We start from the raw sequence: 20,675 nt of genomic DNA on the forward strand, positions 1-20,675 counted from the left end.
ATACCGGAGTCAGAAAAATGGAAAAAAGCCTCAAAAAAGACTTTCTTGATGCCCTCCATGGAAATCCTGTTAATAGAATCCCTGCCCTTTCTGTTACCCAGACCGGAACCGTGGAACTGATGGACATAACCGAAGCGGCCTGGCCGGAAGCTCACTCCAGCCCTGAGAAAATGGCAGCACTTGCTCTTGCAGGCCATAATATCGCAGGCCTCGAAGCTGTACGTTATCCTTATTGCCTGACAGTGCTTGCTGAAACTATGGGCTGCAATGTGAAAATGGGAACAAAAGATATCCAGCCCTCGGTCCTGTCTCACCCTTTCTCAAAAGGACCCGAAAACCTCAGAATACCCGTGAGCCTGCTAGAAAAAGGAAGAATACCCACGGTCCTTAAAGCAACTGAAATTCTGGCAGATATGACTGAGAATGAAATAGGAAGGGAAATTCCTCTTATTGCAGGCATGGAAGGCCCTCTTACAGTTTTTACCCACCTGGCCGGAATTAGAAACTGCCTGATATGGGCACTGAAAAAACCTGGCTATTTTGATGCGTTTACGGAAACCTGCACTGATCTCTGTATAGAGTACACAAACTCTCTTTTCGACCACGGTGCAGATGCCCTCTGTATGCCTGACGGAGGGATAATGGGCTCAAGAATGATGCCCCCTTCTGTTCTTGAAGATTCGGTCAAACCTTTCTACAAACGCTTTTGCGGAAAAGTAAATGGTCCCGTGATACTGCACATCTGCGGCGATGTTGGAGATTCCTTAAAAACTCTTTCAGAATGCGGTTTCGAAGCTATCAGCATCGAAGAAAAGGTCAACCTAAAAGCTGCAAAAGAAGCTATTGGTAATAGGGCAAGGTTAATAGGAAACGTCTCCCCCTCAAGGACCCTGCTATTCGGAACCCCGGAGGCCGTGAAAGCAGAAGCAAAAGAGTGCCTATCCGCAGGAGTGGATATTCTTGCCCCGGGATGCGGGATCGCCCCCGGGACTCCGCTTGCAAATATAAGGGCGCTTGTGGAGGCAAGAGACGAATGGTATCAGGAGAAGGTTTGAATAACACAAAACAAAAATTATGCGTTTCCTTTATACATATAAAGATAAAAAGAAAAGATAAAAAGAAAAGATAAAAAGAAAAGATATAAGAAAAGATATAAAGAAATGTAAAGAAAAATGTAAAGAGAATTTATGATTCCATAAATAATTTTTCCATAAACCTGGCGTAAAAGGTTCTGTAAGGCTTAAAGATCCTGTTCAAATAGATTATTGAATAATAATGGTAAATATTATTCAATAACAAAGTAACTCTTATTTCTCTTTTCAGGCCGGTTAACTCTTATTCCTCTTTTTGACCGGTTGATCCTGCTGGTAGAAGAGCTCTTTTCCCCGAATCTGTTTCAGTGTTTATCTGTTTTACGGTTTAATAAACCAAAAAAGCTATTTCAGCAGTTAAAAGATACATATTCTTCATCATATATTATAAAAATTAGATAATTTTAAATCTATTTATTCCGTTTATAGTAATTGATAATAAAATTAAATTAAAATATAATCTATGATTAGAAATTTAGACCATTTTTTAGCCTATTTTCAGTTTCTAAGTATAGATTATTCGAATTAGTAAATAAATTATGGGGGGTGAAATTATGGCAGATAGTGAACACTTGAAAAGATGTAGCAGGTGTGTGTTACCCGAAACAGCACCAAACATTACTTTTGATAAAGATGGTGTTTGTAACTTTTGTCATTCTTATAGAAATGTGGAATATGAAGGTGAATCAAAACTTAAAGAAATACTATACTCGTACCGCAAAGACAGCAACAAGTATGACTGTGTAGTAGGAGTCAGTGGAGGAAGAGACAGCAGTTATACACTTCTTAAGCTTGTAAAAGACTATAAACTGAAAGTTCTGGCAGTTAATTATGAAAATCCGTTTACTGATCCTCAGGCCAGGATAAACATTGACAATGCCATACAGGCATTGAATGTTGACGTTGTCAGTTTTAAATTGAAGAATAATATTCATGAAAAAACATTTAAACACAATTTTACTTCGTGGCTTCGCAAACCGTCTCCTGCGACCATACCCATGATGTGTATTGCCTGCAAATTGATTCTTCCGAATGTGATCAATTATGCAAAAAAATATGATGTAAAGTGTGTAGTTACAGGAGGCAATCCGTATGAATATATTTCTTTTAAAAGGGAGTTGCTGAATGTTCCAACAGATGAAAACTACATGAATCTCTTAACAAAAAGTTTTGGCATTAAAGGGTTTGGAGGAATTGCCAGTGAGGTGTTAAAAAACCCATCTTATTGTCATCCGATGTGTATCCCTACAATGATAACAGGATTTTTGTACGGAAATCCTTACAGCTTCGGACCCAGGTTTTTGACCCCAAAAATTAATTTTATAGATATATTTCACTACATTCCCTGGCAGGAGGAGGAAGTTCTGTTAAGGATTAAGCAAGAACTGAACTGGGAAAGCCCGAAAAGGTTCAGTTCATCCTGGAGATTTGATTGCACTGTAAGCCATTTAAAAGATTACATGTATATGAAAACGCTCAGCATGACAGAAAAAGACGATTTTTATTCCAAAATGGTGAGAGAAGGCGTGATTACTCGTGAAGATGCACTCATGAGGATAAAAGAAGAAAACAAACTGCATATAAATGAAGTACAGGAGTTACTTGATAGTACAGGTATTAGCATTGTTTCCCATTTGCAAAACGAAAAAAAGGAAATAATTCTCAAAGAATTATTGGCCGAAAAAGTCAGGTGATTTTCATCAAATCCATTAAAAACTATCTATTTTTTGGAATATAACCTCTTTTTTGGGATTGGTAAACCTTGCCTGGAAGCTGAGTATGGAACTGGTTTTCTCACCCGAGAAATCCAAAAATAATAACCCTGTTGCTTAACTGCCAAACATCAGAACCGCTGGAATAGCTGCGAGTATGATGTTTATTGCCAGGGGGATACCAACTATGGCAAGTATCACTCTTTTCATTGACATCCCGTGTGCTTCTGAAAAACCTACAAAAAGCATATAGAAGGCGTAGTATGTGATAAGTATAATTACAGCCATCATGAGAACAAACGATATTATGTTAAACAACCCTCCCTCTAAACCCTGTTTTTCTGAAACATAGAATATCAGCATCATGATGTCAATTGCAGGAAAGATGACTACCAGAGCTGCCATGTAGTAGCAAAATACCCGCAGGGTTGCGTTAAAGTCACCTTTTGCACCGCATATCTTGAGCAGAATATGATATGTAAATGCATTCAGAGGAACAGATATTGCCATCATGAATAGAGAGAATACAAAAACTCCTGCAGCGATCAAAATGATGTCGATGAGGTCCTTTTCTGGAAGAATATCGTCGAATGCAAACATCATGAAAGGTATGGACAGCAGTGATACAATGAGTATGGCAAAAGCCATGAAATTCAAAGGTTCTTTGAGACTACCGGATGTTGGCATCTCTTTAAAGAAGGCCCGAGGATGTGTGATGACATACTTAGTAGTGTTAAACCATTCTTCGAGATAACCCGAGATAGAAAACATTACAAATCCCACCAGTGTCTATTATTTAATGTAGCCCTGAAGCCACATAATGCCCGTAATATCGTCCCCGACTGCAGGGATGTATCCTCCGGTCCTGCTTGCCAGGACGAAAATAAAAAGATCAACATCGTCTTCCCCATTCAGCCGGTAAAGAGGACCTTCCCGAAAAAGGGGAGCTTTTATCCGGTAGACAGTTCTATTTTCGAACTTTAATTCCGTAACTTCCTTAACCGGAGCCAGAAATATAAAGTCATCAATATCACCCTTATTGAACCAGAAGAAACCTGCTGCCCCTTTTTCAGGGGTGATCGTTATATTCCTATCAAGCAGGTCTCCTGTCTCCAATTTTGTTAGATAATAAGCCAGCGCAGACAAATGAAAAGTATATTTTTTACTCTGTTCGTAAATACCTTTATTCTTAAAATACATCGTATCAAAAAATGCAAGAGAAGCCCCTTCCAGAGTACAGCGAATCTGTGCTTCCTGCCCATTCGTCCATTCTTCAATGCCATGTATTGTAATCTCATGTGCTATCCCGTCCGCAGCAAAAGGATAGGCTGTCCATATTTCATTATTAACGGTTACGGTACAACTTTTTAACATCCCGCCCTTTGAGAAATATGCTTTTATTTTGTCTCTTTTTTGGTCGAGTGACTCGACAAATTCCGGGTTTTCGATACCTTTGAAAAAAGCAGATTCAATTTCATTATCCGATTCTACAACAGTAAACCAGTGATCTCCGTGTCCACCCGCTTTCTCTGGCTTCATTTCTTCCCTTTCCTTCTGATTGGAGCAACTTAATATTCCCATTAAATAACCCTTTAATTTTTCATCATATGTATAAATGGAGATTAAGGTTAAAAACTTATTCATAAAAATTATACTGTTTGAGAAATGGATGTTGATATACCTGCAAGATGTGGATGTATGAGAACAAGCGGCAAAAGCCTGAAAAAAACTCAAACAGAGCAGAATTGAACCATACATGAAAAAGACTTACACGCTCGTCTTGTTGCATTACTGATTTTCAAATTTCTTTTTTATTCTCTTTCTTTTTGAGTAAGGCCGCCAGACAAGCTGGCGGATTTCCGAGGTTATGCGAATTTAAAAACCTTTTCTAAAATAGGTTTCTTCTCAACAGAACAACCTTATTCGCTATACAAAACCGTTTTTGTCACGCCCGAGTTTCGCTTCGGGAGCACATGAAATCAAAGATTTCATGGGAGTTGCACTGTGAGTGCAACAGCACGAGGTCCTTTTCGCTTCGCTCAAGAGGACGAAATAAAATCTTGACCCGTAGAACCTTATTCGCTATACAAAACCGTTTTTACCACGCTCGACGGAGGAGAGCGGCTTGTCTCAAAAAGATGAAAAAGATGAAAAAGAAATTATAGTTATAACCCTATTAAATAATCCTTTTAAAGAAAGAATTAGCAAATAAAAACCTATTTCTGCTTTTATAGCAGTTTATTGTTTTTTCAAGTTTTTTCGTCCTGTTTATTCTCTGTCTCCTGTTTATTCTTCATTATTTCGTTCTCTTCCTTCAGCTTCCTTCTGCTTTTGGGTAGGGCCGCCAGACAAGCTGGCGGATTTCCGAGATTATGCGAATTTAAAAACCTTATCAGAGATAAAATATTTTTTAAACGAACAACCTTATTCGCTATACAAAACCGTTCTTGTCACGCTCGACGCAGGAGAGCGGCCTTTCCCGCAATAAAAAAGAATAATAAGAGCTAAGAGTAATTCCAGAAGTGATAGCAACAATTGAAACACTGAAAACCAAGTAAAAATTTATACAAAAGAAAACCACTATTCACTCCATCAATTCCGTATCCTCATGTGAATAAGCAGGCGCACAGCAGCAGAGAATTTTCAGTTCCTTTTCACCGGTGTTCCTTATCCTGTGCGGTGTTCCCGGCCTGATGCAAACGGAATCCCCTATACGGACTTCAAACTCCTGCCCGTCCAGAGTCATTATCCCGCAGCCTTCCGTGACGTGATAGATCTCTTCAGTCAGCCTGTGGCTGTGAAGCATTGTTTTTCCTCCGGCAGGGATTGTGGCTTCGGCAAGGCTCTGTTTTGAGTTACCGTGGACTGCGGGATACATAAGTTCACGGATTATAGAACCGTCTTTTGTAATGTAGGGTTCTACTTTTTCGTACCTGGTTTTTAGCTGCATTAGGAGGTATTGAAGCAGGGAACTATATAAGAATTTTTGTTTCTAAGAGCTTTTTTCAAAGAGGAGGAGAAGGTTCATCTTCCTGCAAAAATTCGGAAAAGAGCACGGGGTAATCGGGAATTTTTTCAGCGTCTATCATAATTAAATTGAGGTAGAAAGGGCCTCCCCTTTTGATGTCTACAGGAGCGGGATCTACGAATTCCCGGATGTCAGCAGGATGTTCGAGATAAAACCGCTCAAGTTCAGGACGGTTAAGGTTCTCTTTGCAGGGGAGACCGATGGCATAGATTCTGGAATCTAAAAGGTCTCTGGCTCCTGCGTCCAGAACGAGTGCAAAAAAAGAGTAAAGGCCATGAGGCAGGTCAAGCATGTATCTTGTGTCCACTTCAAGTTCGGATAATAGAAAGTCCCTGGTTTTTTTCCTGTAAACCATTAAAAGCAGTACTTTATCCCCGGTAAGAATTTCCTGGACCGTATCAGGCAGGAAAAGGTTGCCAAAGACGAACTCGCATTCTTCATAAGTTGAATCCGAAAAATCATTCCTGACGAACAGCAGGCCGTCCTGGTCAGAAAGTGAATAACCCATATTGCCTTCATGATCTATTATCGGATATTTACCTGCAGAAGTGTCCTTCCAGAACCTGTCAAGAGCCTTATTCTCAATTTGTGATAATAGACTTATACATTTTCCAACAGCAAAGTCTTCCATATACTAAACCCCCTGATTCCCCGGCTAGTATTCAGCCAGGGTTCCCCTTTTTCAAGACCCGTTCGTAAAATCAAAGCTTGCAAGGCATTTATCCAAATATAATATATTAAAAGCACTATATAAATGTCTGATCACGAAAAGAAGCTAAATTTAGCTTTAAAAAAACAAATTTAAAAGAAAAATAGAAATAAGTCAGAGTGCATCAAAAAACAAATTCAATATTATCTAATCAGTTTTTATTCATTTATTTTTATTTAATCGGCTTTTATTTAATCCATTCTTGTACAATTAGCTCTTGTTCAACCAGCTCATGAAGCTGGAGAACTAGACCAGTCTGTTCAGCTACTCAATTCAGCTAATATCCGTAACTGATCAGGCAGCCAGCCAGTAAACTATTCTTCCGCGACTGCTCAAAAGTGACCTGCTTCAACACTTTTAAGACCCTCCGAAAATCCTTTTCCTCATTTTCCGTTTCGCACTTCCTGACATCTGTTTAAGGATAACAGGAGTTGGAGTATTTTTTCCGGCTGGAGCGACTTTTCCTTCTCTGATCGCCCTGAGTACGGCTTCCACAGTGTTTTCGGAAGCATCGACCTCAGTATATGCCTGCCCTACCATTTCGGGAATATGGGAATCGCTCCCTGCAACTCCGGGTATTCCAAGCCTTTTTGCCTCGGCAAGGGCTTTCCTGTTGGCTGAATTGAAGAGACAGCGGGAATTAAAGACCTCAACTGCATCGATATCAAGCCCTTCGAAACTTCCTATTCCATGGGAACTGCGCTTGAACGGATGAGGAATAATAACCGTGCCGCCAAGCTTCCTTGCCTGCCTGATCGTTTCTTCAGGGCTCAGCAAAGGCTCAATGTTTTCCCTGACCCCGAGAACCAGGATATGTCCTTTAGAAGAACTCACTTCCACTCCCGGAATGACTGTAATTTCAAGACCGAGCTCCAGGGCTCTTTCCGCACAGACCAGCCCTCCTTCAACAGTATCGTGATCGCATATAGCAAAGCCGTCAAGCCCTCTTTTGCGAGCGAAATCAATGATATCCCTGTGTCTCGAATTACTATCTTTTGAATGCTCGGAATGTACGTGGAGATCGAATTTCATGATAATATAAAAATGCAACCCGGAGTTATATAAATTTTGAAACGGAAAAGGAAAAAAAGAAAAAAGAAGAAAGGCATCTGGAAGATTTCTCTTTTCAAGGGAAAGCAGTGAAATTCTATGTAAAAAATAGAGGGAAAAAATAATGTAAAAAAATAATGTGGAAGAACAAAGTGAAAGAATAATGTGAAAGAACAAAGTGAAAGAATAATGTGAAAAAATGAAGGGAAAAATAGAGGGAAAAAAATAATGCGAGAAATAACCAGCTAATAGCTGCAGGATTTTAATAGATTAAGGTTTGCACTTAAAATAAAAAAAGTGCTGCCTCCTGAAAGAAGAATCCGTCCGTTTTTATAGTTACGGCAAAATAAAACACAGGAGGAATTACGAACGGGTTTTTATGTAAAAAAAATCTGGTGTAGGGGTAGTTTAGGATATTAGGAGGGTCTGATTTCTTCAGTAGACACCCGTTCGCAAATAAGCTAACGACTTTTGAGTATAAATGTCTTTCGTAGACATACGAACAATATTCAGATCTTATGAAAAAATTTCCTGAGAAGAAAAATATTAGTAAAGATGCGAATAATATGAAAATGATTTTTATAGAATTGGAAAAGATTATCATTATTCCATAGTGCCCGAAAAGGCCTTAAAAACCTTATTCAACCCTGTTTATCAACGTTAAGTTCCAGGGATTTTATCCTGTTGATTATATCCGTTCTGGCTTCATAATCCACTGAAATCCGCTCTCCGTACTCAACCCTGTGTACAATTCCCTCATCGTACAGCCAGGAAAGGGTCGACATTCCTTTCTCCGAATTAGGAAGAGAAAAGGAATAAAAGGCCCAGGCAGGCAAATGTTTGATTATCTCGGCTTTTAACTCCTCTATGCCGGTTTTCTTTTTTGCGGAAACAAATACAGGGTTTGGAGCCATGTAACCTATTTCTTCCATAACAGCTTCAAGCTCGTGCTCTTCAAGCAGATCGGTTTTATTAAGCACTGTAATTACTGGAACTCCCTTTATACGGTCCCAGAGAGTATCATGGGATGTGGACAGCTTCTGCAGAATTATCTCGGGTTTTTCACTTACATCAACTACCAGCAGGATAAGGTCAGACAGAAAAATCTCGTCCAGTGTGGACTTGAAGGCATCAACAAGCCAGTGGGGAAGCTCCTCTATAAACCCGACCGTATCTGTTAAAAGAGCCTTTCTCCCTCCAAGGTCAAGAGCCCGCGTAGTTGGGACAAGGGTTGTAAAAAGCATATTCTGGGCTTCAACGCTTTCATTTACAATGGCATTGAAAAGTGTGCTTTTTCCGGCATTGGTATAACCTGCAAGGGCGACAAGGGAAAAGCCTTTCCTGTGCCGGAAAGCACGCAGCGACTCGTCATCTTTTCCGGCAGATTCAAGTTCTTCTTCGATCCTTGTAATTCTTTTCTTCAGGTCCTGCTCGTAGGCGTCTTCATAGTCCCCAAGCCCCATGAAACCTGCTCTTTCCTCTTTCTTTACAAGGGAAACAATGGCTCTTGACCTCGGGATTTCATACCTGAGCCTGGCAAGTTCAACCTGAAGTTTGGAACGGCGTGTGGTAGCTCTTTTTGCAAAAATCTCAAGGATGAGCTGGAATTTGTCTATTACCTGGCACCCGCAGATTTCCGAGATATTGAAAAGCTGGATTGTAGAAAGCCTGTTATAGAAAATTACCTTTCCGGCTCTCTTCTGTCTAACAAGTTCGGCAAGCTCCTCTATCTTTCCTTTACCGAGCTGGTACCTGGAATCAGGAAATCTTGTCTGCGTAAGCTCACCCACAGGGACATAACCCGCGGCTTTTGCAAGCTCTCTCAGTTCCTGGAAGAGATATTCGCTGCGTTCAGGGTCAGCCCGCGGATTTGTCCTTTTTACGAGAATAACCCGGTTTTCTGTTTCGGATTTCTTTTCGGATGGAATTATTACGCCTCGATATTAAGTTCTTTTATAAGTAGATTCCGGGCACTCAAAGAGATATGATGAGCAAGCTCGATGCCCCTTCTCTCAGCCATTGATTCCTGATATTTAAATGTCCGGGAAAACATACTTTCGGGCACCCAGAGAGGCTGGTTGTACATGTCCCCTTTCTCTGCCACAATCGTGCCCTCAAAAGAGAGCTGATCAGCCGTATCTTCAATTAACTGGACAATATCAAGCAGACCGGGTGATCTTTTTAGCCATACGGGCAGAATTTTTATCTGGTTTATTTTTTCGATATGGTCAGCAGAAACGGTGAGAGCTGCCGCTGCACAGACCATGTAGTAGCCGCCTTTTATTTTGTGCCTGCCCGAAATGTCCACTGCAATAATGTCCCACATTTAATACTTCACCCTCTTCCGGGATGAAAAACCGTATTCAGGAAATCCTGAAAACGGTAAACATGTTCAGGTAAACCTGTTTATTTAAATCAGTAATGAAGCCGTAATAAAAGAATAACTGACAATGGACCAGTATTAAGTCCAGTAATATTCGAAGTCCAGTAATATTCGAAGTCCAGTAATATTCGAAGTCCAGTAATATTCGTTCAATTTTATTCAAAGAATCAATACAGAATCACTGAAAATATGCAGTCAATGTAAGACGGTATGGAATTACATTTTGACTCTGCTTAATTACATTTTGACTCTACTTAATTACATTTTGACCCTGCTAATATCCAGATATTCGACTTCTTCCCCTTTCTCGACTGCAAAAATCATTCTTTTGCGAACGCTGTTTGCAAGCCTGACAGCCCCGGACATAACCGGAAGCCTGAACTCATGGTCCCCCGGAATAACGTTTACGAGGTATTCGGAGTGAGGAAGTTTTTCTATTGATTCGACTTTCCTGTAGACCCTGAAATGGGTCCCGAATTTAAAGCCTGTTTTTGCGACGTGCCCCGAGTCCCTCAGGGCTTTATATGCGCTGAATTTCCTGAGGAAAGAACCTTCTATTCTTGAGGCTTTCTCGACAAACTCATCGAATGAGAAGGCCTTTCCTTTCCTGTCCCTGACAATTATTATCCCCCTGGAAAAGAGGTACAGGGATTCGACAAGGGAAAGCTGAAGCCTTTCAGAGTCAAGCATTTTCCCGTAGAATCCCCGGGCATACAGGGTCCCGGAAGCTTCCGCATCCCAGGCTATTACCCTGTCTTCAAGGAAGGTTGCATTGGTTTTAACTGCCGGGAAGGGCTCGGACATTTCCCCTTTCGGAGAAGCGGATTTGACTTCGTAAAAGGTAAGGTCGCTCTCTTCATCCACTACAGCCAGGATAAACTGTTTGTGCACGTTTTCTGCAGACTCAACCGATTCCTGCAAAAGCTTCACGGAAAGAAGCTGCCTTTCCGAAAGTACATGAACAAAAATTTTTGCCGCACTTTTTCCGGGATGGCTGCCTCTGGGGTATACCCTGAAATCCGCAGCTGAAGGCTGGACATAATACCCCCTCTCTTTAAGGTCCTTATAAACAATGTACTTAAGCTCGAAATTCTGCTGCCTTAAAGAAGCCTGTTCGAAAAACTCCCTGAAATCGAGAAGTTTTCCTTCAAGCTCGATATCGATTTTTCCCCTTGACTGAAGGTATGCAGCCTCCACAAGCGAGAGTTCGAGGCCACCATCTCTGGGACGCCCGAAATAACCTGTTTTATAAAGTTCAGCCACCGCTTCCTTTCCTGCAAGAACGCGGTCCTCTTTAAGTTGTGTTTTCAATAGGTTCACCTGAAAAGAAAATGAAATGAAAATAAGTTTTATAAAAATTTATTTTATAAGGTCCTGACTTTTAACACTCGGATTTATGTCAGTCTGGTTTAAGGGCCTGGCTTTTAAGAATCCGGCCTCTATTAATAACTGGTATATAATAATCTGGCTTAATATAATATTGTTTTTTCTACCCTCAAAGACCACTATTGCGTCAATGTCAGGTACTATGTATCCTGCCTTCAGTAAGAAAAACAGATTAAGGCTGCTGTTTATTCATACATTTGCCCGGAAGCCCTGGAGTCCCTGAACTTACGCGCAGCTTCAACAAGAGAACCGGCAAGTTCCCTGTATGCAGCTCCGTGAAGGTGGGCATAAGAGCCAATTGTATTGTTGACGATTAGCCCGTCCCTGTCTCCCTTTATTCCGGTGCCTCGTGAAAGGGTTATTGCAAATTCTGCGTCATCCGGGATCTCCAGAATCTCGGAGTGATGGAACTCATGGCCTTTGAAGCTGTTGCCTTTCTTTCCTATGGGACAATCCCTTTCAAGGGTTCCTATATTATAACTTACAACCCTTGTCTGCCCCATGACTGTGTGACCGGGAAGCGCGCCGACCATTAAGTAAGTGGATTCGGGCATGGAGGCATCATGGTAAGTGCCTTTTCCCGGAACCCCAGTACTGATTTTTTCCGTAAGGTACATGAGCCCTCCGCATTCGGCATATACTGGCATGCCTGCAGCAGAAGCGTTTTTGATAGCTGCCCTCATGGATTCATTGGCTTCGAGTTCGGCTGCGAAAAGTTCGGGGTAGCCGCCTCCAATGTAGAGTCCGTCAACATCAGGAAGCCTGGGGTCATTTACAGGGCTGAAGTAAACAATTTCCGCACCTGCAAGTTCCAGAAGGTCGATATTGTCACGGTAGTAAAAGTTGAAGGCTTCATCAAGTGCAATCCCTATTATCGGCCTGGGAACGGCATTAATTACGGCAGGGGAAAAAATATTGTTTTCCGGAACTTTCAGGGGTTTTGCACTTCCTGCAATGTCGAGAAAGCGGTCCACATCAATTCCTTTATTGATAATCTCTTCAATGCCATGAAGCCTGTCCTCAAACCCTCCGTCTCCAAGCCTCCGCCTGCCTTCAAGGGCTGGCATAAGCCCGAGGTGCCGCATGGAAATCTGCATGGAAGGGTCTCTTGGAATTATTCCTATCACAGGCACGCCAGTGTAGTGTTCTATTGCCTCTTTTGCCTTCTGTGCGTGGCGGCGGCCTCCGATATTATTGAGAATAACTCCCGCAATTTCCACATCAGAGTCAAAATTTTTATAACCGCCAATAAGGGCAGCAGCAGAGCGGGTAATGCTGCGGGCATTGATTACAAAGACTACGGGGCATCTAAGGATCTTAGCAATCTGGGCTGTGCTCCCGAGGTCGCTTAAGCTTTCAAAGCCCTCGTAAAGCCCGCGAACGCCTTCGATAATAGCGATATCGGCTCCGCCGTCGGTTTCACAGGCATGGGTATAAACATCAAGAATTCCACTTTCATCCATGAGGTATCCGTCAAGGTTCCTGCAGAACCTGCCTGTTATCTCGGTGTGATAGCTGGGATCAATGTAGTCAAGGGCGACCTTAAAGGGCTGTACTTTATACCCTCTGGAGACGAGAACAGCCATGAGCCCCATGGAAATTGTGGTCTTGCCTGAGGAAGAGCGGTCTGCGGAAATAAGGACTCTGGGAATGCTCCCTGCCTCCTGTCTGCCTGGCTGGTTGCTGTGGGACATGATTTTAATACACCGATCCGGTTTTTCAATTTATTGCGGCAAAGGTAGTTATTGCGGTTATAATGTTGCGTTTATGCTGGTTTTAAGAATTTTTTCTTTACCAATTAGTTATCCGGTTCTCTCCGGTTTGATTTCCGGTTTTTCCGGATTACTTTGTCATTTCCCTTAACCGTTCATCGCTCAGGTGGTCTGCCATAACCTTCTTTTCATTTTCCAGAATTGCTCTTCCAAGCTGGCGGTAAACTTCAGCGATATCGGAGTCAGGGGCTTTCTCCATAACAGAGTATCCTTCCCTTTCCCAGTCCTGTACTGCCTGCCGCTTTGGAATGAAGGCCATTAACTGGCTGCCTATTTCCTCGGAAAACTTTTTGACAATCTCCTCTTCCCTGCTCGCGTTTCTGGAATTGCAGATTATTCCGCTGAGCGGCATCCCGATTTTGGAAAGCCCTTTGCAGATGTTGTTTGCTGCATAAAGGGGCATGTATTCCCCTGAGGTGAGGACATATGCCTCATTTACATAACCCTTCCTGACCGGAGCAACAAACCCGCCGCAGACGATGTCTCCCGGAACATCATAAATGATAAGGTCCTGTTCTTTCAGGAGATCTTCCGAAATACTTTTCAGTTTCTGGATTGCGACAATAATCCCGCGCCCTGCACAGCCTATTCCCGGTTCCGGGCCTCCGGCTTCCACACATTTGACGCCCGCATACCCTTCAAAAACGACATATTTTTCCTTAACGTCCACACCTTCTCGGAGAAGGTCAAGGATTGTCGGAATTCTCCGCCCCCCGAGAAGGGTTATTGACGAATCGCTTTTGGGGTCACAGCCAATAATCATGACTTTCTTGCCTGCTTCAGCACAGGCAGCTGCAACATTTGAAGCTGTGCTCGATTTGCCTATGCCGCCTTTTCCGTAAATTGCAACGATCTTTTGTTTTTTCAAAGGATCTACCTCCCGTTATTTGATATTCCTGGCTTTATCCTGTTTTTGCCCTGGCAGTTATGCTTCATCTTTAATCCGAATTTTTCTGGGTTTTCTAAGATTTCTGAGTATGCCGGTTTTTACCCGGCTCCGTCCTTTCCTGTTAGGCTTCCTTTGCAACTTCCCTCAATGTGGCTCCGAACTCGGATTCCACGATCTCGCTGACTCCAAGGGTCTTTGGGTGGAGGTCGATCTCAACCATAACATGCTGATGTCCCATCTCTTTTAAGGGAAGGACCTGCCTGGGACCATTCGTACTCGAGATCAGCTCCATGTGCCTGATGTTCTCCATAGGAATTGCGTGCGGAACGCCTGTGATAACCGCGAAATCGTAATCACTGTATTTTTCCTTAATCAGCTCGCTGACTTTATCCCCTGCAATCGGGTATTCGTCCATGCCGCCGATGATTTCATGAGTCTCCACACCGTGAGCTTTGAAGTCCCGCATGATATATTCGGCATGCTGCCTGACTCTCGGAAGCCCGAGCTCAGGGTCGATATTTGCCATATTGACCAGGTTTTCTTTTTTCCCGAGTGCGGCTGCAACTTCGTTGACTGCAAGGGTGATATCTGCAAACATATAGCCGGTTTCTTTTTTGGCATTCATTATAACGAGCCCTTTTTTCCCTTCCCTGAGAAGCTCAATAAGCCGCTTTGCAACCTTATACTTGACATCTCCCCTGGAAGGGGCAAGGTATTCCCTGCTTGCGGCCCCGAACCTCTTTTCAACCTCCGTAGCTTTCTGAAGGAGGTATTCCTGGCGCTCGAATTCTTTATGGTCAATTATTCCGGCATCGAGTGCAGATTCAAGGGCAAAAATCACGCCTTTAGTGTTGTTGTGATAGCCTGCATGCACTTCGACCTCAATCACAGGGATATCCGGGTTTGCTTCGAGCACAGCTTCATGCATTTCCTCTCCTATGATCATGCTGGCGCAGGTGCCGACCACTCCCAGGATTTTAGGGTTAAAGAGCTCGATTGACTTGTTGATAACCTGTACAAGCTTATCGTGACCTCCGAAAACAAATCCGTTTTCGTCAAGCCCTGTAGTAACTACATGTATGCCGTCTTCTTCAAGCAGCCTGGCGTGTTTGAAAGAACAGCCTGGAGGACCGTGCAGGATCGCAACATCTACATTTAAGTCCCTGAGGGTATAAAGAGCCGCAACGATTGAACTCGGGCGGGGGTGAATAATTGAAATCTCTTTTTGAGTCATGGCAAATCCTCTTTTCGATAATACGAATCCAGTACGAGTTTCACCGAAAAGTTCCGGTATCCCGCAGGACAATTAACCCGACCTCAACGGGAACAGAAGCCGGAAGCAAGATAAATTGAAATTAAATGTCAGTGAGATAAGTGAAAGTTGAAATTAAGTGCCAGTTAGGAATTGAAGTTAAACAATGATCAGGTAAACAGGCGATGGAAACGAATACAGATTGGAAGACCCTGTATAAAATTGTATCATAAATAATCCGGCGAAAAGCCTGAAGCCTGACCTGCAATTCCTGCTTACCTGCAATTTCTGCTTATATTCCATATCAGGAAGTCAAATCCCGAAGTAACAATGTGTATGACATTGTGCATTGGAACATCACTCCTGAAGGCAGTATTCAGCGGAAACATTTCACGGAAGAAAGAATTATATCTTCTGCCCCTGCAAGTTCCGAAGCTTTTGACAGCCCATCAGGAAGGCTGCCTGCATATGAAGCATTTTTAGCAGTTACTGCCTGCATCCTTTCCCCAACAAGTATTATATGCCTGCATTTTGCACCGAATTCTTCTACAAATCCCTGAACTGAGGCAGGAGGCAGTCCCTCACAGACCTGAGAAGCTTCTTCCCCGAGGACAAGGATTATGCTTCCCTTTTTTTCGTCTTTTTTCTTCAGGAGAGCGTATTCAAGGGCTTTCTCTGCTGAAAGGATATCCATTCCTGAGTTGGAGTTATCAACCAGGGAAATTCCATTGAGCTCCTTTTCCTGCATCCTTCCTGAGAGCCCCCTGAATTGTTCAAGTACTGAAACCACATCCTTTATTTCAACCCCGAGCTCGAGAGCTGCTGCAGAGGCTGCAACAAAGGCTGTCCTGTATGCCGAACTGTTGTATCCGGGGCGCAGGGAAGCTGAAAAGATCTCTTTTCCCCTTTCGAAAAAACGCAGGACAGGGCCTGAAATTTCGGGGCTGTTTTGCGCCTTTTCGGTTTCAAGAGTAAAGTCCTGAGCCTCAGAAATATTTACGCTTGAGTTTGCATAAAAAGGGTCCTCAAAAGTGAAAACCTTTGCCTGCACTTCTTTTGCAGCTTCGAGGGCTTTTCCTGCCCCGGAATTGAGGAGAAGGGCACTTCCTGGTTTTGCATTAGAGATAAGCTGAAGTTTTGCATTGCTTGCAAGAGCGGTATTGTTTGCAATTCCGTAGTCAGGATAAAGGGTCGTCAGGATCCCGAAATCTGCGGCACCAGTGCCTCCAATAGAGATTTCAAAGATGAAAAAATCCGGGTTAACTCCTGCCTCAAAGCTTTTTTCAATAGCTGTAAGGATACTTCCCGGAGTAATGCTGAGGCCACTGTGAATTAAAGACGGAGAGCCATCTTTCCATGCTTCAAGCCCGCGTGAGGTATGGAGTACGACTTTGAACCTGCGGGAGAGCATATCAGCGAGCAGGGATGCAGTACTTGTTTTTGCTTTTACGCCTGTTACTTCAATTATTTTTGTGCCTGAAAGCCCGGAATCGTTTTTGAGTATTTCTCCTGCGATTTCGTGATGGGAGACGATTTTTTTCCCAATTGCTCTGGCTTCCGCTAGCATGGGATAAGCAGGATCAAGATGTACGGGCGCTACCAGAAAATCAAATTCGGAGATGGGAAGGGGAGCTTTTGAGCATAAAATGCCGTACTTTTCCTCAAGCTCCCCGAGCAGCGCCGGGTCCACGGTCCCGTAAACGTCTACCCCGGACACATTATTTCCGAGGGCTGCAAGCTTCTTTGCGATTGGAATGCCGCCGTGTGTAAGGTCGAGCACGGCGAGCTTTTTCCGGAGCAGGCCCATAATAAAAACCGGACCCGATTCTTAGCACGTCTACAGGGATTCCTGGACTCTCTTAAAGACGAGCTCCGCTATCAGCTCGTCAGCACCAAGAGGCTTTGCATAGCAGAGTGGAACTTCCTTTCCATCAATGTTCAGGGTCCCGCAACCGTTTTTGTCAAGGCTCAGGATTTCAGGAATGTCCTTTGTGATGTGGACGCCTGAAGCCAGGAAGACAGGCACTGCTGCAACCTTTGTTACGCCTGTACCTGAAAAGCCTGCAATTGCTTCTTCAAGGGTAGGTTCGCTGTTTTCCATAAATCCTGCTCTGACAACAACATCAGAGTGCTTCTGGGCGATGTAATCTGCAATCTGGCTGACTACTTCCTTGTTGTAAGGAAGCTTGCTTCCGTGGCCGATGGCCAGGATTCCGAGTTTCTCAGTCATTTTTAAAACCTCTTCTAAATAAGCTCAACCTTGTTTGGAATCTGTTTAACACAATTATTCTGATTTGTAACATCACAGAGTTTAACATAGTTAGAATTTATCCAATATATTCTCTTCGTTTCTAAAAAATTATATATATTAATTAGTTTATGGAGTGTGCGACACTGTTTTACATTGTAAAAATGAAAGTTTTAAATAAACTTCAGAGAGGAAACTCCAAACACATGGGTACTATGTTGAAAAATGTCTGGAGTGCCGGTTTCGGATCATGACAATTAAACTCGAACTTTTGTGAAAATGGAAAGATATTTGTATTAACTATGAATCTCTAATTTATATTTTACAGTGAAAAAGTGCCAGTCTCAGCACTCTAATCCAGGTCGGAAAGGTGAAAGAAATTCTCATGGGTAAAGGCATATGATTGATAATCAGACCCCGGAGCAAAAAGCCAGAGATGAAATCGATAAAAAACTAAATGATGCTGGCTGGACGGTGCAGAAAAAGAGCAGGATAGACTGGAATGCTTCCAGGGGTATTGCAGTCAGGGAATATACGACTGATGCTGGACCTGCTGATTATGTACTTTTTGTTGACAAAAAGCCAGCAGGAATTATTGAGGCTAAAAGAGATGAAGAAGGCCACAGATTAACCGTTGTTGAGGAGCAGTCAGCCGAGTACGCTGCAAGCAAGCTGAAGTACCTGAACAATGGCCCTCTTCCTTTTGTATATGAAAGTACAGGAGAACTTACACGCTTTACAGATTTTCGTGATCCGAAGCCAAGGTCAAGACCTGTTTATTCTTTTTTCCGCCCCGAAACCTTTGATGAATACTCGAAAAAGAAAACCCTGAGGGAAAGGCTGCTGGATATCCCGGAGCTGCGCACAGAAGGGCTCCGGGAATGTCAGATAATAGCGATTTCAAATCTTGAAAAATCCTTTAAGGAGTCCCGCCCAAGGGCTCTGGTTCAAATGGCAACAGGTTCCGGAAAGACATACACTGCAATAACCTTCATTTACCGACTGCTGAAATTTGCGGATGCCAGAAAAGTGCTTTTCCTTGTTGACACCAGAAACCTGGGTGAGCAGGCGGAACAGGAATTCATGGCTTATGTGCCCAATGACGATAACCGCAAATTTACGGAGCTATATAATGTTCAGCGCCTGCGTTCCAGTTACATCTCATCAGACAGCCAGGTCTGTATTTCCACAATCCAGAGGCTTTATTCCATTCTGAAAGGGGAGGAGCTGGACGAAAAAACCGAAGAGGAAAACCCTGCCGAAAGGTGCTGGCAGCCAAAGGAACCTCTTCCTGTTGTGTATAATGAAAAGGTTCCCATTGAGGAATTCGATTTTGTTGTCATAGATGAGTGCCACCGTTCAATATACAACCTGTGGCAGCAGGTCCTGGATTATTTTGATGCTTTTTTAATAGGTTTGACTGCAACACCGGATAAACGTACTTTCGGGTTTTTTAATGAAAACGTGGTAAGCGAATACAGCCATGAAGAAGCAGTTGCAGATGGCGTAAACGTTGGCTATGACGTCTATACAATCGAGACTGAGATTAGCAAAAACGGGGCTAATATACCTGCTCAGGAGTTTGTGGACAGGCGTGAGAAACTTACCCGCAAAAAACGCTGGGAGCAACTTGACGAAGATTTCACCTATACTTCCAGGCAGCTGGACAAAGAAGTGGTCAATCTCAGCCAGATACGGCGTGTGATACGGACATTCAAGGAAAAGTTGCCTGAAATTTTCCCAGGCAGAGAGGAAGTTCCCAAAACTCTTGTTTTTGCCAAAAACGACAGCCATGCTGATGATATTATCAATATAGTGCGGGAAGAGTTTGGAGAAGGCAATGCCTTTTGCAAGAAAGTTACTTATAAAACCGAAGAAGATCCCAAATCGATACTGTCGGCTTTTCGCAATGATTACTATCCAAGAATAGCAGTTACAGTTGACATGATTGCAACGGGCACGGACGTTAAGCCGCTTGAATGCCTGCTCTTTATGAGGGATGTCAAAAGCCTTAATTATTTTGAGCAGATGAAAGGCAGAGGGACAAGAACCCTGGGATTCGACGACCTGCACAAAGTGACGCCATCGGCTGTTTCAGCTAAAACTCATTTTGTAATTGTGGACGCCATAGGTGTTACAAAAACTATGAAGACCGATAGCAGGCCTCTTGAACGCAAGAGAAATACATCATTGAAAGATCTGCTGGCAGCGGTTACTTTTGGCGCTAAGGACGAAGACCTTTACATTTCACTTGCTAATCGGCTTGCAAGGCTGAACAGGCAGATAAACGAGAACGAAAGAGCTACTTTTGCTGAAAAAGCAAATGGAAAAACTATCAATCAAACTGTAAAAGACCTGCTCAATGCATATAACCCTGATATGATTGACCTCAAATCTGATGAGATTAAACTGCGCCAGCCGGAAATTCAGGACACCAATGCAAAGAAAAAAGCGCAGGAGATCCTTATTGATATTGCCAGGTCCACTTTTTCCGGCGAGCTGAACGAGTATATCGAAAATGTCCGCAGAGTCCATGAACAGATAATCGACGCCGTAAATCTCGATACCCTTGAAAAGGCAGGATGGGATACGGATATACTTGCAAGGGACAAGAAGCTGATCAATGATTTCAAAGCATATCTGGAAGCCAATAAAGACGAGGTTACAGCCCTGAGAATTTTCTATAACCAGCCCTACCAGCGCAGGGAAGTAACTTTTGCGATGATAAAAGACGTGCTGGAAAAAATGAAACTGGAAAAGCCTTATCTTGCCCCTCTTGATGTGTGGCAGGCTTATGAGCGGCTGGATAAGGTGAACGGAAATTCCCCAAAAAATGAACTTATTGCTCTGGTCTCCTTAATCCGCAGGGTAACTGAGATTGACCCTGTGCTAACATCTTATGACCAGACCGTGAACCGCAATTTCCAGGACTGGGTATTCAAAAAGCAGGCTGGAACTCTGAAATTCAATGAAGACCAGATGAACTGGCTCCGAATGATAAAAGATTATGTTACAACCAGCTTCCATCTGGAAATCGACGACCTTGACTACCATCCCTTTGATATTCTCGGCGGGCGCGGCAGAATGTACCAGCTTTTCGGGGACGAAATGAATACGGTTATTAATGAATTAAATGAGGCACTGGCGGCGTAAGA

Annotated in this window: 16 protein-coding genes; 3 read left to right on the forward strand and 13 right to left on the reverse strand. The window is 43.0% G+C overall.

What is annotated here, in order from left to right; translation table 11 throughout:
• The first annotated feature begins 17 nt into the window (after positions 1-17).
• Positions 18-1,055 carry a methylcobamide:CoM methyltransferase MtaA gene (gene mtaA, locus RSJ42_RS11650; protein ID WP_410507453.1) on the forward strand — a complete coding sequence of 346 codons (1,038 nt, stop codon included), beginning with the start codon at positions 18-20 and terminating at the stop codon, positions 1,053-1,055.
• A gap of 590 nt (positions 1,056-1,645) precedes the next feature.
• Positions 1,646-2,785 carry an ATPase gene (locus RSJ42_RS11655; protein ID WP_410507454.1) on the forward strand — a complete coding sequence of 380 codons (1,140 nt, stop codon included), beginning with the start codon at positions 1,646-1,648 and terminating at the stop codon, positions 2,783-2,785.
• Positions 2,786-2,920: 135 nt separating this feature from the next.
• Here the strand turns inward: RSJ42_RS11655 and RSJ42_RS11660 are convergent, their stop codons facing one another.
• From RSJ42_RS11660 to cfbA, 13 genes are all read right to left on the reverse strand, one after another.
• Positions 2,921-3,574, reverse strand: coding sequence for a YIP1 family protein (locus RSJ42_RS11660; protein ID WP_410507455.1), 654 nt, complete (start codon positions 3,572-3,574; stop codon positions 2,921-2,923).
• A gap of 21 nt (positions 3,575-3,595) precedes the next feature.
• Positions 3,596-4,384: a hypothetical protein gene (locus RSJ42_RS11665; RefSeq protein ID WP_410507456.1), complete on the reverse strand. Its 789-nt coding sequence runs from the start codon at positions 4,382-4,384 to the stop codon at positions 3,596-3,598.
• A gap of 1,003 nt (positions 4,385-5,387) precedes the next feature.
• Positions 5,388-5,753: a cupin domain-containing protein gene (locus RSJ42_RS11670; protein ID WP_410507457.1), complete on the reverse strand. Its 366-nt coding sequence runs from the start codon at positions 5,751-5,753 to the stop codon at positions 5,388-5,390.
• A 55-nt stretch (positions 5,754-5,808) separates the two neighbouring features.
• On the reverse strand, positions 5,809-6,462 hold the full coding sequence (locus RSJ42_RS11675) for a hypothetical protein (protein WP_410507458.1): 654 nt from the start codon (positions 6,460-6,462) through the stop codon (positions 5,809-5,811).
• 435 nt (positions 6,463-6,897) lie between these two features.
• Entirely contained in the window at positions 6,898-7,572 is a 675-nt protein-coding gene (locus RSJ42_RS11680) for a PHP domain-containing protein (protein WP_410507459.1), read from the reverse strand.
• Between the two features lie 659 nt (positions 7,573-8,231).
• Positions 8,232-9,518 carry a GTPase HflX gene (hflX, locus tag RSJ42_RS11685; RefSeq protein WP_410510365.1) on the reverse strand — a complete coding sequence of 429 codons (1,287 nt, stop codon included), beginning with the start codon at positions 9,516-9,518 and terminating at the stop codon, positions 8,232-8,234.
• A 2-nt stretch (positions 9,519-9,520) separates the two neighbouring features.
• Positions 9,521-9,916, reverse strand: coding sequence for a DUF2209 domain-containing protein (locus RSJ42_RS11690; RefSeq protein WP_410507460.1), 396 nt, complete (start codon positions 9,914-9,916; stop codon positions 9,521-9,523).
• A gap of 315 nt (positions 9,917-10,231) precedes the next feature.
• Positions 10,232-11,284: a tRNA-intron lyase gene (gene endA, locus RSJ42_RS11695; protein ID WP_410507461.1), complete on the reverse strand. Its 1,053-nt coding sequence runs from the start codon at positions 11,282-11,284 to the stop codon at positions 10,232-10,234.
• A 260-nt stretch (positions 11,285-11,544) separates the two neighbouring features.
• The gene (gene cfbB, locus RSJ42_RS11700; RefSeq protein WP_410507462.1) at positions 11,545-13,053 is read right to left on the reverse strand and encodes a Ni-sirohydrochlorin a,c-diamide synthase; all 1,509 of its coding nucleotides are present in this window, start codon (positions 13,051-13,053) and stop codon (positions 11,545-11,547) included.
• Between the two features lie 148 nt (positions 13,054-13,201).
• Entirely contained in the window at positions 13,202-13,999 is a 798-nt protein-coding gene (gene cfbC, locus RSJ42_RS11705; protein ID WP_410507463.1) for a Ni-sirohydrochlorin a,c-diamide reductive cyclase ATP-dependent reductase subunit, read from the reverse strand.
• Between the two features lie 142 nt (positions 14,000-14,141).
• On the reverse strand, positions 14,142-15,254 hold the full coding sequence (gene cfbD / locus RSJ42_RS11710) for a Ni-sirohydrochlorin a,c-diamide reductive cyclase catalytic subunit (RefSeq protein ID WP_410507464.1): 1,113 nt from the start codon (positions 15,252-15,254) through the stop codon (positions 14,142-14,144).
• A 394-nt stretch (positions 15,255-15,648) separates the two neighbouring features.
• Positions 15,649-17,079: a coenzyme F430 synthase gene (cfbE, locus tag RSJ42_RS11715; protein ID WP_410507465.1), complete on the reverse strand. Its 1,431-nt coding sequence runs from the start codon at positions 17,077-17,079 to the stop codon at positions 15,649-15,651.
• Positions 17,080-17,109: 30 nt separating this feature from the next.
• Positions 17,110-17,502 carry a sirohydrochlorin nickelochelatase gene (gene cfbA, locus RSJ42_RS11720; protein ID WP_410507466.1) on the reverse strand — a complete coding sequence of 131 codons (393 nt, stop codon included), beginning with the start codon at positions 17,500-17,502 and terminating at the stop codon, positions 17,110-17,112.
• 417 nt (positions 17,503-17,919) lie between these two features.
• On the opposite strand from cfbA, the gene RSJ42_RS11725 reads away from it, so the two are divergent.
• Complete coding sequence (locus tag RSJ42_RS11725) at positions 17,920-20,673, forward strand: DEAD/DEAH box helicase family protein (RefSeq protein ID WP_410507467.1); 2,754 nt, start codon at positions 17,920-17,922, stop codon at positions 20,671-20,673.
• Positions 20,674-20,675 lie beyond the last annotated feature (2 nt).

It is taken from the genome of Methanosarcina hadiensis, from assembly GCF_046529725.1.
In the GTDB taxonomy this organism is placed as follows: Archaea; Halobacteriota; Methanosarcinia; order Methanosarcinales; family Methanosarcinaceae; genus Methanosarcina; species Methanosarcina hadiensis.